At 66.3% G+C, this 13,629-nt stretch carries 8 protein-coding genes; 6 read left to right on the plus strand and 2 right to left on the minus strand.

The window, feature by feature from the left end; translation table 11 throughout:
- The first annotated feature begins 9 nt into the window (after window positions 1-9).
- The 5 genes from AABA86_RS23315 to AABA86_RS23335 all read left to right on the plus strand — a co-directional run bounded on the left by AABA86_RS23315 (window position 10) and on the right by AABA86_RS23335 (window position 7,971).
- The gene (locus AABA86_RS23315; protein WP_338308571.1) at window positions 10-1,023 is read left to right on the plus strand and encodes an aldo/keto reductase; all 1,014 of its coding nucleotides are present in this window, start codon (window positions 10-12) and stop codon (window positions 1,021-1,023) included.
- Window positions 1,024-1,116: 93 nt separating this feature from the next.
- The gene (locus AABA86_RS23320) at window positions 1,117-1,971 is read left to right on the plus strand and encodes a VOC family protein (RefSeq protein ID WP_338308572.1); all 855 of its coding nucleotides are present in this window, start codon (window positions 1,117-1,119) and stop codon (window positions 1,969-1,971) included.
- 93 nt (window positions 1,972-2,064) lie between these two features.
- Entirely contained in the window at window positions 2,065-2,487 is a 423-nt protein-coding gene (locus tag AABA86_RS23325) for a putative quinol monooxygenase (protein ID WP_338308573.1), read from the plus strand.
- 146 nt (window positions 2,488-2,633) lie between these two features.
- Entirely contained in the window at window positions 2,634-5,513 is a 2,880-nt protein-coding gene (locus tag AABA86_RS23330) for an ATP-binding protein (protein ID WP_338308574.1), read from the plus strand.
- Window positions 5,514-5,649: 136 nt separating this feature from the next.
- Window positions 5,650-7,971: a molybdopterin guanine dinucleotide-containing S/N-oxide reductase gene (locus AABA86_RS23335; protein ID WP_338308575.1), complete on the plus strand. Its 2,322-nt coding sequence runs from the start codon at window positions 5,650-5,652 to the stop codon at window positions 7,969-7,971.
- 195 nt (window positions 7,972-8,166) lie between these two features.
- Here the strand turns inward: AABA86_RS23335 and AABA86_RS23340 are convergent, their stop codons facing one another.
- A complete protein-coding gene (locus tag AABA86_RS23340) occupies window positions 8,167-9,153 on the minus strand; it encodes a helix-turn-helix domain-containing protein (protein WP_338308576.1) in 987 nt (328 codons plus the stop codon).
- A 355-nt stretch (window positions 9,154-9,508) separates the two neighbouring features.
- Here AABA86_RS23340 and AABA86_RS23345 point away from each other — a divergent pair, with 355 nt between their 5' ends.
- Window positions 9,509-12,391, plus strand: a complete 2,883-nt coding sequence (locus tag AABA86_RS23345; protein ID WP_338308577.1) for an ATP-binding protein — start codon at window positions 9,509-9,511, stop codon at window positions 12,389-12,391.
- Between the two features lie 141 nt (window positions 12,392-12,532).
- On the opposite strand, the gene AABA86_RS23350 is transcribed toward AABA86_RS23345, so the two are convergent.
- Entirely contained in the window at window positions 12,533-13,585 is a 1,053-nt protein-coding gene (locus AABA86_RS23350) for an alpha/beta fold hydrolase (protein WP_338308578.1), read from the minus strand.
- Window positions 13,586-13,629: the final 44 nt, after the last annotated feature.

The raw sequence follows: 13,629 nt of genomic DNA on the forward strand, positions 1-13,629 counted from the left end.
ATATGCGCAATGGCCCTCAGGGATGTTCTGCCGGGCAAGCTCGGCTTCGGCGCGGCGCCGCTCGGCAACATGTTCCGCGATATCCCGGAGCAGGAAGCGCTCGCGACGGTGAACGCGGCCTGGGACGACGGCATCCGCTATTTCGACACTGCGCCGTTCTATGGCGCAGGCCTCGCCGAGATCCGGATGGGTGCCGCGCTCGCCGCTCGGCCGCGTGGCGACTATGCGATCAGCACCAAGGTCGGCCGCCTGATCCTCGACGAAACCGAGGACGCCGGTGCCCGCGCTCTCGGCGAAAAGGCCGGCGTCTTCAAACATGGACGCCCGAACAGAATCGTGAACGACTATTCCGGCGATGCCACGCTGCGCTCGATCGAGGACAGCTTGAAGCGGCTGGGCACCGACCATGTCGATATCGTCTTCGTGCATGACGTCGCGCAGGATTTCTACGGCGACGAATGGCTGGCGGTGTTCGAAAGCGCGCGCAAGGGTGCGTTCAGGACGCTTGACCGGTTGCGCGACGAGGGCGTGATCAAGGCCTGGGGGCTCGGCGTCAACCGGGTCGAACCGATCGAGCTGCTGCTCGCGCTGGAAGATCCACGCCCCGACGGCTTCCTGCTCGCGGGCCGCTACACGCTTCTCGACCATGCCCGCGCGCTGCAGCGGGTGATGCCGACGGTTGCGGAACATGAACTCGCGATCATCGTCGGCGGCCCCTACAGTTCGGGCGCGCTCGTCGGCGGGCCGAATTTCGAATATGCGCCGGCGCCTCCACAGATTCTCGGAAAGGTCGCGCGGATCAAGGCAATCGCCGATCGCTACGGGATCAGCATGAAGGCGGCCGGCTTGCAGTTCGCGCTGGCAAATCCAGTCGTCGCTGCCGTCATTCCAGGTGCGAGCCGTCCGAGCCGCATCGCTGAAGATCGCGCCGCCGTCGAGGAGGCCATCCCCGCCGATTTCTGGCGCGAGCTCCGCTCGGCGGGGCTCGTCAACCCCGCAGCTCCGCTTCCGGCGGCCGATTGAGCCGCTTGCGGGCGCGGCAGGTTCATCGGGTCGAGCGAGGCCTCGACCGAAGGATGACACACGCCAAGTCAACCAGCGACCAAGGAGAAAGACATGACAGATCAAGCACACAACGCCGCCGGCATGGGCCGCCGCACCATGCTTCGGACTGCCGGAGCAGCCGTCGTCACGGGCCTCGTGGTCGGCGGTACGGCGACGGATGCGGCTGCAGCGACAGGAGGCGCCGACAGCATGTCCTCAGCCGAGCGCAACGAAGCGCCGCTTGGCGCGCGGCTCCAGGGCGTCCAGCACTTCGGGCTGACGGTCCAGAACATGGAGCGGGCCTACGAGTTCTACACGGGCGTGCTGGGCGGCACAGAGGTTTTCCGTCATGGCGACTTCCAGGGCGACGGGGTGCAGAACACGCTGCTGGCCGACCAGGAAATCGAGGCGAATGCGCGCGGGGTCAATCCACGGACGATCGGCGTCCCGGACTTGCGCAGCGGAGCTCAGAGGCTCGACGTCCGCTTCATCCAGTTCGACAACATGGTGCTCGAGCTGCTGCAGTATCGCGAGGCCGACCAGCCCATGGGCAGCTCGAAGAGCTTTGCCGAACCGGTGGAGCACATGAGCCCCGCCTTTCCGCGCATGATGCACATCTGCTTCTACGTTCGCGACGACGTCGACTTCAACAAGTTCATCGCCGATCTCGAAGCCGAATCCGCGCGCCGCGGCATGACGCAGGTGAGGGCGAACCGCACGGTCCGGGTCATGACCGAGGCTGCACGCAAAGCCGCGCCTCAGAGCGCCAACACCAACCGAGTGACCGAGGAGCCCTCGAACGGCTGGGAGCTGATCTATTGCAAGGGTCCCGAAGGCGAGCAGCTCGAGTTCGTCAAGGCACTCGGCCCCGTCAAGAAGCGTTTCAGCGAGGCCCTGGCGAAACGGCAGCAGACAGTCACACGCTGATCCGCAAGTCCCCGGGCGACGGGCCGCGGGATCTGTGCCGACAGCCTGCTCGTCCAGTGAAGCGTTCACGACCACAATGGGAAGGAATTCATCATGCCAATCCTCGTCCGTCAGTCGCCGGCTGTCCTGCTTCTCGCGGTCTCGCTATCCATGGCGGCATCCTCGGCCGTCGCTCAGGAAGTGCCGCGCGTGCACTACCAGGAGATTCCGGAAGGCGCCTATTCGGTTGTGGCGCAGGTGCGAGCAAGGCCCGGGAAGGAAGATGCGCTGCGCGCAGCCACCCTGCCGCTGATTGCCAAGGTCCGCAGCGATCCCAAGAACCTGGTCTATTTTCTCCAGGAGGATCGCGCCAGGCCCGGCCACTTCATCTTCTACGAGGTCTTCGCGAGCCAGGCGGATTTCGACGCGCATAACGCCACTGCTTACGTCCAGGAATGGTTCGCCAAGCTTCCGGATCTTGCCGAGGGCGGCGTCGAGGTGATGCGGATGGTGATCCTCGACGTGCCCAGGAAATGATCGGAGTTCCGCGGACGCGGTGTCCTCGCGAAACATCCTGCGGCGAAATGCCCGCCGCAATCGTGCTAATTCAAAAGGGCGCTATTCAACACTTTCGCAGTGCATGATAATTGCAGGCGATCTCTTCGATCGACTGGCAATGGTCAATGCGGGCTGTCACCGAGACACTGCAGCGAGGCGCAGGCCGACAGGAACTCACATTCTCGTTCGGGCCATTTCGGCTGATTCCCCGCCGCCAGCTGCTCCTGCTCGACGGGCGCCCCGTCAAACTGGGCGGGCGCGCTTTCGAGCTCCTGCAGCTGCTGGTGCAGCGTGGCGGCGAACTCGTCAGCAAGGATGAGCTGATGGCGGCCGCCTGGCCGGGCACCTTCCTCCACGACAGCAATCTCAAGGTCAACATGTGGAGCTTGCGTCGCTCGCTGGGTGATACCCAGATCGAGCCGGTCTACATCGCGACCGTTGCGCGGCGTGGCTACAAGTTCATTGCGCAGGTGCAAACCAGCATTGGCGAGATCGAGGACGATCCGGCACTCGCGCGGCCGGTCACCTTTTCCGGGCCGCCTCTGTTGCGGGGGATCGTCGGTCGCGAAGCCGACATCGCCGACATCGCCGATGTGTTGACCAATACGAGGCACGTCACGCTGGCCGGCCCGGGCGGGGTCGGCAAGACCACGGTCGCCGCTGCGGCAGCACGGCTCTTCGCGCCACAATGCCGGGACGGCGCCTGCTTCGTCGATCTCGCCACGATCTCCGACCCGACGCTGTTCGGCGCGGCGCTGGTCACAGCACTGGGCATCAGGGGCAATCCGGACAACAGCCTGGCCGCGGTCCTCGACTATCTGCGACCGCGGCAGATGCTGCTCATTCTCGACAATTGCGAGCACGTGCTGCCGGCTGCCACGATCTTTGCCGGCAGGTTCCTGGCGGACACCTCGCCGTCCAGGCTGCTGGCCACGAGCCGCGAACCGCTTGGGACGGCTACCGAACACGTCGTGCGGCTTGGTTCGCTGCCCTCACCGAGGTCCGGTCTCGACTTGACGGTCGATCACGCTGTCAGGTTTCCGGCGGTCCAGCTGTTCGTCCGCCGTGCCGCCGAATGGTCGGACTACCAGTTCATCGATGGCGATTGCGAGGCTGTCGCCTCGATCTGCCATTCGCTCGACGGTCTTCCGCTGGCGATCGAATTGGCGGCGGCCCAGATCGGCGCATTCAATCCTCGCGAATTGGTGACGCTGCTTGATCAGAATCTGGGTTTTCGCGCCTCCGGCACCGAGGGCGCACCGCCACGTCACGAAACCCTCATGGCGACGATCGATTGGAGCTTCAGGCTGTTGTCGCAAAAGGAAGCCGTGCTGTTCGGCTTGCTGTCGGTGTTCAGCGACGCGTTCGAGGTCGAGGACGCGGCTTTCGTGGCGGAGGCCGCCGGGCTCACTCCGGTCGACGTCGTCACCGGCCTCGGCAGTCTCGTCGCCAAATCGCTTGTAAGCGCGCAGACGAGGGGACCGGGCCTTCGCTATCGACTGCTCGACAGCACACGGCGCTACGCGGCCGAGCGGCGGCAGGCCGATCCCGCCTGCGGCCATGCCCTGCACCGTCACGCGCTGCGCGTCCTCGCGCTGTTCGAACAGTCCGAGGAGGAATGGAATTGGCGCGAGCCGGCCGATTGGACGCAGCGCTACCTTGGCCGTATCGCGGATTTGAGGGCTGCTCTGTCATGGGCGTTCGGCGAGGCGGGAGACCCTGTTCTCGGGCTGAGGCTCACGGTCGCGGCGATCACCCTGTGGTCGGAAACCTCCATCCTGTCGGAAGCGCAAGCGCGGTTGGAGCAGGCGCTCGCATTGGCCAAGATCGTCGAATGCGACGATCTGTCGAAGGCGAAGCTCGCCTGCGCCCTCGGATGGAGCCTGTTTTACGCACGCAAGATGTCGAACGAGAACGAGGTGGCCTGGCTCGATGCGATCGCCTTTGCAAGGCGCTCGGGCAACGTCGAGTATCAGCAACGCGCGCTGGTGGGGTTTGCCTTTTACCTGCTGCAGATTGGCCAGGTCCCGCGCGCCATCACCCATCTCGAGGAGGCCACGGGGCTCGCCGAGCGGGACCGCGACCTGACGGCAACGTCCGAAGCCGACCGGGCATTGGCCTGGGCCCGCGCGTTTGCCGGCGAATTGAGCAAGAGCCGCCCGGTTCTCGATCGCCTCGCGGCGACCTATTCGCTCGCCGCCGGACGTTCGCGCAAGGATGCGAACGAGGTCTATCGGTTCATCACTGTCCGCTTCAATTTGCCCTTCGTTGCGTGGATGCAAGGGCAGCCCGACTACGCGGCGCGGCTCGCCCGCGACGCCGTCGACGCAGCGGATCGCAGCGGTCATTGGGTATCCCAGTCGAATGCGCTCGGGCTCGCCGCGCTCCCTGTCTCGCTCGAGACCGGAAACCTGACCGCGCTCGAGACCTATACGGAGCGGCTGCGGCGCAATCTGGAACGGGAGCGCATCTCGCGCTGGGTTCCGGTCGAGCGCTATTTCTCCGCCTGCCTTCGCGATCTGCACGGCGATCAGCAGGCGGTGGAGGATATTCGAGGCGCGATCGACGAGTTGATCGAATGCCGCTTTCTGATGCGGATCGGCAGTTATTTGGCGGTCCTGGCGCGCGCCCATCTGCGGCAGGGGCGAATCGCGGAGGCGCGCGCGGCCATCACGCGGGCGATCGACCATCAGGAATGTCAGGGCGAGCGCTGGTGCCGCTCGGAACTTCAGCGGGTCGAGGCATCGATTCTTCTGCACGAAGGGGAGCCGCTGCGCGCCGAAAAGCGGCTGCAGCAGGCGCTCGCCGAAGCGCGCGCCATCGGGGCGGTGACCTTCGCGTTGCGGATCGCCACCGATCTTGCCGCGCACTGGATCGCGACGGGCCGCAGGCCGAAAGCCGTCCGATTGCTCGCTCCCCTTTACGGCGAATTCACCGAGGGCTTTGAAACGCAGGATCTGATGGCCGCCTCGCGCCTGCTGCAGCGCGTGCGGGCCAGCGCCTAGCCGTCGCGGTTGACGCCAAGAGCCAGCACCGCGGGGCAGCCCAGCGTTTCCGTCAACGCTGATCTCGACGACGTCCGGATTGGATCGGTATAGTACCACCCCGATTGCAGGCCGACGCCGGAACAAGGATCAGATGATGGACGATACGATTGGCTTCCCCGATCCCGGTCTCGACCTGTCGGATGGCTTCAAGCCGCACACATCGCATTGGGGCGTGTTTTCCGCGCGTCAGGGCGCGGCCGGGCTGGAGGTCAGGGCCTATGCGGGCGACCCCGATCCGAACGGCATCATCGACAATTTCCCCGGTGCGCTCCGCCATCAGGCGCGCATTTCGCAGCCGGCGATCCGCCGCGGCTGGCTCGAGCGCGGGCCGGGCCCCGACGATCGTCGCGGCCGTGACGAATTCGTCTCCGTGAGCTGGGAGAAGGCGCTTGACCTCCTCGGCGACGAGCTGTCGCGCATCCGCGATACGCGCGGGCCGGGCGCGGTGTTCGGTGGTTCCTATGGCTGGTCGAGCGCCGGCCGCTTTCATCACGCCCAGAGCCAGGTGCATCGCTTCCTCAACATCGCGATGGGCGGCTATGTGCGCTCGGTCAACACCTATTCCTCCGGCGCGTCCTCGGTGCTGCTGCCGCAGATTCTGGCGGGTTACGAAGACATCACCAAGCGCAACGTCACCTGGGAGCAGATCGCCGAGACCACCGACATCGTGCTGGCCTTCGGCGGCATGGCGCTGAAGAACTCCATGGTGGCCGGCGGCTCCATCAGCAAGCACGTCGAGCGCGGCGCGATGGCTGCTGCAAGCCGGCGTGGCTGCGAATTCATCCTGGTCAGCCCGCTGCGTGACGATCTGCCGGTCGAAGCCGGTGCCGAATGGATGAGCTGCGTGCCCGGTACCGATACCGCGCTGATGCTCGGTATCGTCCACACGCTGGTCAGCGAAGGTCTGCATGACCAGGCCTTCCTCGACCGCTACACCGAGGGATGGCCGGTCTTCCTGCGCTATCTCACTGGCGAGAGCGACGGGCAGGCCAAGCATGCCGAATGGGCCGCCGCGATCTCAGGCGTCGAGGCGGAGACGATCCGCAAGCTGGCGCGCCGGCTCGCCGGAAAGCGCGCGCTGATCACCGTCTCTCATTCGCTGCAGCGCGCCGAGCATGGCGAGCAGCCGGTGTGGATGGGCATGGTGCTGGCGGCAGCCCTCGGCCAGATCGGCCTTCCCGGCGGCGGCTATGCCTATTCGCTCGGGGCCATCGGCTATTACGGTCGCCGCGTCAACGATGTGCCGGGGCCGACGCTGGGGCAGGGCCGCAACGGCGTCGCCGATTTCATTCCGGTGGCGCGCATCGCCGACATGCTGCTCAAGCCGGGCAGCACCTATCGCTACAATGGCGAGACGCGGACCTATCCGGACATCCGCATGGTCTACTGGGCCGGCGGCAATCCCTTCCATCATCACCAGGACATCAACCGCCTGCGCAAGGCCTTTGCGCAGCTCGATACGTTCGTCGTGCACGAGCTCGCCTGGACCGCCACCGCCCGGCATGCCGACATCGTGCTGCCGTCGACGATGACGCTCGAGCGCGAGGACATCGGCTATTCCACCAACGATCCCTTGATGGTCGCCATGCACCAGATCGCCGAGCCGTTCGGCCTTGCGCGTGACGATTACGATATCTTCGCCGATCTCGCCGACCGTTTGGGGGCCCGCGAACCCTTCACCGAGGGACGCACGTCGCGGCAATGGCTGGAGCATCTCTACGAGCCGACCCGCGCCTCGCTCGCCAAGCGTGGCCTGGAAGCCCCTTACTTCGACGAGTTCTGGGCGCGCGGCAGCCTGGTCGTGCCGCAGCAGCCCGATGACGGCGGCCGGCTGCGCCGCTTTCGTGAGGATCCCGTCAATCACGCGCTGCCGACGCCGAGCGGGCGCATCGAGATATTTTCGGCCAAGATCGCCGGGCACAACGATGCGGATTGTCCGGGACATCCGGTCTGGCTCGACAAGACTGACATGCCCAAGCCGGGGGCGCCGTGCTTCCTCGTCGCCAACCAGCCGGTGACGCGCCTGCACAGCCAGCTCGATTTCGGCGGACACTCGCTTGCCGCAAAGCATCGCGGGCGTGAGGTCGCGCGGATGAACCCGCGCGATGCCGATGCGCGCGGCATCAAGGACGGCGACATCATCCGCCTGTTCAACGATCGCGGTGCGTGCCTCGCCGCGGTCCACGTCACTGACGGCATCGCGCCCGGCGTGGTGCAGCTTCCGACCGGCGCCTGGTACGATCCGATGGACCCCGAAGACGAGGCGCCGCTCTGCGTTCACGGCAATCCGAACGTGCTCACCCGCGACATCGGGACCTCGTCGTTCGCGCAAGGCTGCACGGGGCAGCTGACGGTGGTCGAGGTGGAGAAGTTCACCGGCAATCTGCCGCCGATCCGCGCATTCGATCCGGTGTAGCGAGCGGCAGTATTGCGCTCTCGTGCCCCGCACGCAGCGCTTCCGCGCTGCAGCTTGTCCGGGACATGAGAGTCCGCATCCATATGCGAGTAGCATGCGCTCACGACAGAAAAAGGGGCCGCTCCTGTGTGGGATCAGGGCGGCCCCGAGAGGCTCGCTGGCCCGGGAGGACGAGGGCGCGAGCCGGCCGTGTGGTTACGCCGCGGCGCTGGCGATCCAGCCGATCTGCGGGGAAAGACGCCGCCGCGGCGGCGCTTCGACCTCGAGCCGCTCGCCCCTGCTGGCGAGACGCCAGCGTGCCGGTGATTCGCCGCTGATGCGCTTGAACACGGTCGAGAAATGCGCCTGTGTGCTGAAGCCCACGGCAAGCGCGATCTCCGCCAATGGCCGCTCGGTGGTTGCAAGCAGCGTCTTCGCCTGCTCGGTCCGGTGATTGAGCAGATATTCGCGCGGACGGTAACCGGTCGCGGCGCGGAATTGTGCCGCGAAATGCATCCGGGACAGGCCGGCGACATTGGCGAGCTCGGACAGGCTGATGCAGCGGTGGAAATGATCGGCGATATATTGCTCGACACGCCGCAGCCGCCATTTCGGCAAGGCATTGACCCTGACGCGCGGCAGCTCCATCCGGGTGAGATGCATCGCCAGGGTCTGGCCGATGCACTGCGTGAAATGCCGGTCTCTGGCATCATTCTGCTCGATCAGCGCCTTGGCAAGCTCGGCGGCGAGCGGATCGCGGAGCAGCACGAGGTCATTGAGCCCGTCAGCCGCAACGACATGGGCCGGAAGATGATCCGTGGAGATGTGGACGTGCAGGAAGGCGCATGGCGACTGGAACTGCGCGCCGAGAGATTTCGACGGAGCGGTGACATAGAGCGTCCCTGCAGGCATGGTGCCGTCGAAAATGACCTGGCGGTCCCGTGTCAGCTTCGCGCGCGTGGTCTTCAGGGCGATGCCGATGAAATAGCGATCGTCCGGCGTCGTCGTTTCGTGCGACGAGCTGCTCCGCGAGTCCTCCCATCGCGAGATCGTGATGTCCTCGGTCGCGCCGTCCGGAGTGCGATCGATCTGACGCCATTGGCTCTCCCGGGCGATCACCTGCGTCGGGCGAAGAACCTCGTGATCCCGCGAGCCGGCCGGAAAATCGATCCAGGCATGCGCCGCGTGCAAATTGTTCGACATCGCTCGTCCTCTCCTGGCTTTGCCGCTGTTTGCAACGATCGGCAAACGCGCAAACCCAATGCTTTCCATGCTCGGAGGATAGGCGTGAGCTGGCCAGGACGCCCGTTAGTGGTGATTAGGATCTGTTAGATTCTGTGCGTGTGCATCGGGTGCGACAGCCCGCCGCAGACGTTTGATTAAGTCCAATTTGTCGGAGATTTGCCGAGCTGCCTCTGTTTGAGGGGACCTCAAGGAGCATCGCGTGGCGATCGACGTGCCGGTGTGAGATCCACACAGGGCCTTCGCTGGACCTCGCGTCGGTGCCGGGTATAGTCCCTGCGCGTTTCGAGGAAGCCGCCGTCAAGATGAGCAAGATGTGACCGACCTCTCGGCAGGACATGGCCCCCGCAGCGGCGGCGCCGGAACGATCCTAGATTTCGATGCCGTCACGTTCGGGCCGTTCTCGCTGCGGTCGCGGCTGCTGGAGAAGGACGGCGTGCCGGTCAAGCTCGGTAGCCGCGCGACGGATATTTTGCGCCTGCTCGTCAGCCGAGCCGGCGAGGTGGTGCCAAAGAGCGAGATTCTCAACTACGCGTGGTCCGGCCTCTCGGTCGAGGAGATCTCCTTGCGGGTTCATGTCGCGGAGCTGCGCAAGGCGCTTGGCGACGGCAAGGACGGTGCCCGCTACATCACCAACATCCCGAGCCGGGGCTATTGCTTCGTCGCGCCGGTGCAGCGTGGCACACGCGCAGAGCCGCCTGCATTCACGTCGCGGCCGGCCGAAAAGGTGACGCCGTCACCGTCTCTGCCGCATCGCCTGGACCGGATGGTCGGGCGGGACGAACTCGTGGCCGAGTTGGCGCCGCGCCTGCTCCGCGACCGCTTCGTCACGCTGCGAGGGCCAGGCGGCATCGGCAAGACCACCATTGCGGTCGCGCTCGCGCATGACCTGCACGACAGGTTCGACGGCAACGTCCATTTCCTCGAATTCGGTCCGCTGAAGGATGCCGCGCTGGTGGCGAGCACGGTTGCCGCCGCGCTGGGCCTCGTCGTGCATCACAAGGATCCGAGTAGCAGCATCGTCAATTTCCTGCGCGGGCGGCGGCTGCTTCTCGTTCTAGACAGCTGCGAGCACGTCATCGACGCGGTCGCGCGTCTCGCAGAAGACATCCATCGCGAGGCGCCCGGCGTTGCCATCCTCGCCACCAGCCGCGAGCAGCTGTCGGTGGCGGGCGAGCAGATTTTCGAGCTTGCTCCGCTGCCCGGCCCGCCGCAAGGCACGCGCCTCAGCGCCGGCGAGGTGCTGGGTTATCCCGCCGCGCGTCTGTTCGTCGATCGCGCCAGTGCGGCGGGGCATCGCGACGACCTCACGGACGAGGATGCCGAAGTCCTGGTGCAGATCTGCGGCAAGCTCGATGGCATCGCGCTCGCGATCGAACTTGCCGCCGCGCGCGTCGGTCTCTACGGGCTGCGCGAGATGGCGGCGCTGCTCGACAGCCGCCTGCAGCTCGAATGGCGCGGGCGGCGAACGGCACCGCCGCGGCAGCAGACGCTCGGTGCCACGCTCGACTGGAGTTTCGGCCTGATCGGCGAGAAAGAGCGCATCGTGTTCCAGCGGCTCGCCGTCTTCGCGGGTCACTTCACCCTGAGGGGCGCGATAGCGGTGGCGACCGAGCAGGCGACGCCGGAAGATCGTGTCATCGAGGCGCTGGAGCAGCTCGTGGCCAAGTCGCTGGTGTCCTCGCAGCCGGACGGCGCATCGCGGCGCTATCGCCTGCTGGATGCCACGCGTGCCTATGCCATGCAGAAGCTGGCGGATGGCGGTGAGGCGAACGTCATCGCGCGCCGTCACGCTTGCTATGTTCAACGCACCCTCGAAGCCGGCCTGGCGGCGCAGGGCGGCAGCGGCCAGCTGTCCCGCTCGCAGGAACGGGTGGGCCTGCTTGCCGATGCCCGCGCGGCGCTGGCATGGAGCTACGCCCATGACGAAGGCGCCGATTTGCGCGTGCCGCTTGCCGGCAGTTGCACGGGTCTGTTCGTCGAGCTCAATTTGCTGAACGAGGCGCGCATCTGGTCCGATCGCGCGCTCGCGATGCTCGACGACGCCGATCGTGGCGGCCGATGGGAGCTCGAGCTCCAGTCGACGCTCGGCCACGCCTTCATGTTCACCGAGCGCAACAGCGAGCAGGCGGAAGCGGCGCTCAGGCGCGGGCTGGAGATCGCGCAGGCGCTCGGCGATCACGCCAACACGTTCAGGCTGCTGTCGCGGTTGAACATGTTCTACCGCCGGACCGGCGGCTACCGGCATCTGGTGCCGACAGCGCGTCACGCCGAGCGGATCGCGCGCCTGATCGGCGATACCGCGGGCATTGCCGGCAGCAAGGCGCTTCTCGGCGTGTCCTATCACCTCGCCGGCGACCAGGCCGAGGCGCAAGCTCATCTCGACGAGGGCATGCGCGATGACGCCGCACTGCGGGGCACGCAACCCGGACATTTCGCCTATTCGCGTACGCCGCAGATTCCGCTTGCGCGCGTGTTGTGGCTGCGCGGCTATCCCGATCGCGCGCTCGAATGCGTCCTGCCGCTCGTCGGCGCGTCGGCGCCGCGCGACGTGGTCATGCATTGTATCGCGCTGTGCTGGTCCGCCTCGGTGTTCGGCTGGGTCGGCGACTGGTCCGCCGTCGAGACCATGAGCGCTCGTCTGGCCGCGCATGCGGGCATGCACGGGCTCGTCCCCTACGAAGCCGTTGCGACCGGCTTTCGGGCGCAGACCATGATCGCCCACGGCGAGACGATTGGCGGCATCGACCTGTTGCGCAGCGCGCTTCCGCGTCTGCACGCCGATCGCTATGAGCTCTATATGTCGGCGTTCGCCGCGGATCTGTCTTCCGGGCTGGTCTCGTTGGGGCGTTTGGCGGAAGGCGCTCAGGTCCTGCACGAAACCATCGACCGCGTCGATCAGGAAGGGGGCGCCTTCGACATGCCGGAGCTGCTCCGTCTGCGCGGAGAGCTCGAGGCGCAGAGCGGAAACCTCGACGCGGCCGAGGCAAGCCTTGTCGCATCGGCAGAGCTCGCCGAGCAACAGGGCGCGTTGTCCTGGCGGCTGCGCACCGGGATGTCGCTGGCGCGGCTGCGCGAGCGACAGGGTGCGCAAGATCCGCGCGAACAGCTCGCCAGGACCTATGCGCGGTTCACCGAGGGGTTCGAGACCGCCGATCTCAAGGCCGCACGGCTCATGCTGAATCCGCCCTCCGGCTGACCCAGCCGAGGAGCTTATCCGGACAGCCATGCCGGACCGAACTGGATCAGCACGAGCAGGACGACGACGAGCAAGGCGAGGGTCGCAAGCAGCCGGTGCATCCCTGGTCGCTCCCTTGGTGCGGGTTTCGCCATTGTGATGCTAGCTCGCGGCGGCCACGTCCAGGATCGCGTCGGCAAAGGCCTTTGGCGCCTCCTGCGGCAGATTGTGCCCGATGCCGCCCTTGATGGTCCGGTGCGAATAGCGCCCCGAGAATTTTGCGGCGTAGGCGGACGGCTCCGGATGCGGCGCGCCGTTGGCGTCACCTTCCATGGTGATGGTGGGCACGGTGATCACGGGGGCTCGCGCCAGCCGCGCCTCGTCGTCGTCGTATTTCGCTTCGCCCTCGGCGAGGCCGAGGCGCCAGCGATAATTGTGGATCACGATCGCGACGTGGTCCGGATTGTCGAAGGCCGCGGCACTGCGCTCGAAGGTGGCATCGTCGAAATGCCATTGCGGCGAGGCGAGCTGCCAGATCAGCCGCGAGAAATCCCGCCGGTACTTGTCATAGCCTTCGCGGCCGCGCTCGGTCGCGAAATAGAACTGGTACCACCATTGCAGCTCCGCCTTCGGCGGCAGCGGCATCTTGCCGGCCTGCTGGCTGCCGATCAGATAGCCGCTCACCGAGACCATCGCCTTGACGCGCTCCGGCCAGAGGGCCGCGACGATGTTGGCGGTGCGCGCGCCCCAATCGAAGCCGGCGAGCGTGGCCTTCTCGATCCTGAGCGCGTCCATCAGCGCGATGACGTCGGTTGCGATCGCCGCCGGCTGACCGTTCCGCATCGTCGCGTCGGAGAGCAGGCGCGTGCTGCCATAGCCGCGCAGATAGGGGATGATCACGCGATGGCCGGCCGCAGCGAGCAGCGGTGCGACGTCGACGAAGCTGTAGATGTCGTAGGGCCAGCCGTGCAGCAGGATCACGGGCGGACCGTCCGCGGGTCCCGCTTCGGCATAGCCGACGTTGAGGAGGCCCGCCTCGATCTGCTTCAGGGACGCGAACGTCGTGTTGGCTCCCGGCTTGATGGGGACGGCGGACTTCGCCGGCCTGGCCGTCTCCGCCGAGGCGGTCGCGCTCAGCGAAAGCTGGGCCGCTGCGAACGTCATGGCCGCGCTTCCGAAAAAGCGGCGGCGTTCATGGTTGATGTTGTCGGACATGTGTTGCTCCTGTCGTCGTTGCATGGTGTGAGGCGCAGCGATCC

It is taken from the genome of Bradyrhizobium sp. TM233, from assembly GCF_036247965.1.
GTDB lineage: Bacteria > Pseudomonadota > Alphaproteobacteria > Rhizobiales > Xanthobacteraceae > Bradyrhizobium > Bradyrhizobium ottawaense.

Bases quoted from the DNA above. Each gene is read 5' to 3' on its own strand.
- AABA86_RS23315 (WP_338308571.1), top strand. From the start codon at position 10: ATGGCCCTCAGGGATGTTCTGCCGGGCAAGCTCGGCTTCGGCGCGGCG.
- AABA86_RS23320 (WP_338308572.1), top strand. From the start codon at position 1,117: ATGACAGATCAAGCACACAACGCCGCCGGCATGGGCCGCCGCACCATG.
- AABA86_RS23325 (WP_338308573.1), top strand. From the start codon at position 2,065: ATGCCAATCCTCGTCCGTCAGTCGCCGGCTGTCCTGCTTCTCGCGGTC.
- AABA86_RS23330 (WP_338308574.1), top strand. From the start codon at position 2,634: ATGCGGGCTGTCACCGAGACACTGCAGCGAGGCGCAGGCCGACAGGAA.
- AABA86_RS23335 (WP_338308575.1), top strand. From the start codon at position 5,650: ATGGACGATACGATTGGCTTCCCCGATCCCGGTCTCGACCTGTCGGAT.
- AABA86_RS23340 (WP_338308576.1), bottom strand. From the start codon at position 9,153: ATGTCGAACAATTTGCACGCGGCGCATGCCTGGATCGATTTTCCGGCC.
- AABA86_RS23350 (WP_338308578.1), bottom strand. From the start codon at position 13,585: ATGTCCGACAACATCAACCATGAACGCCGCCGCTTTTTCGGAAGCGCG.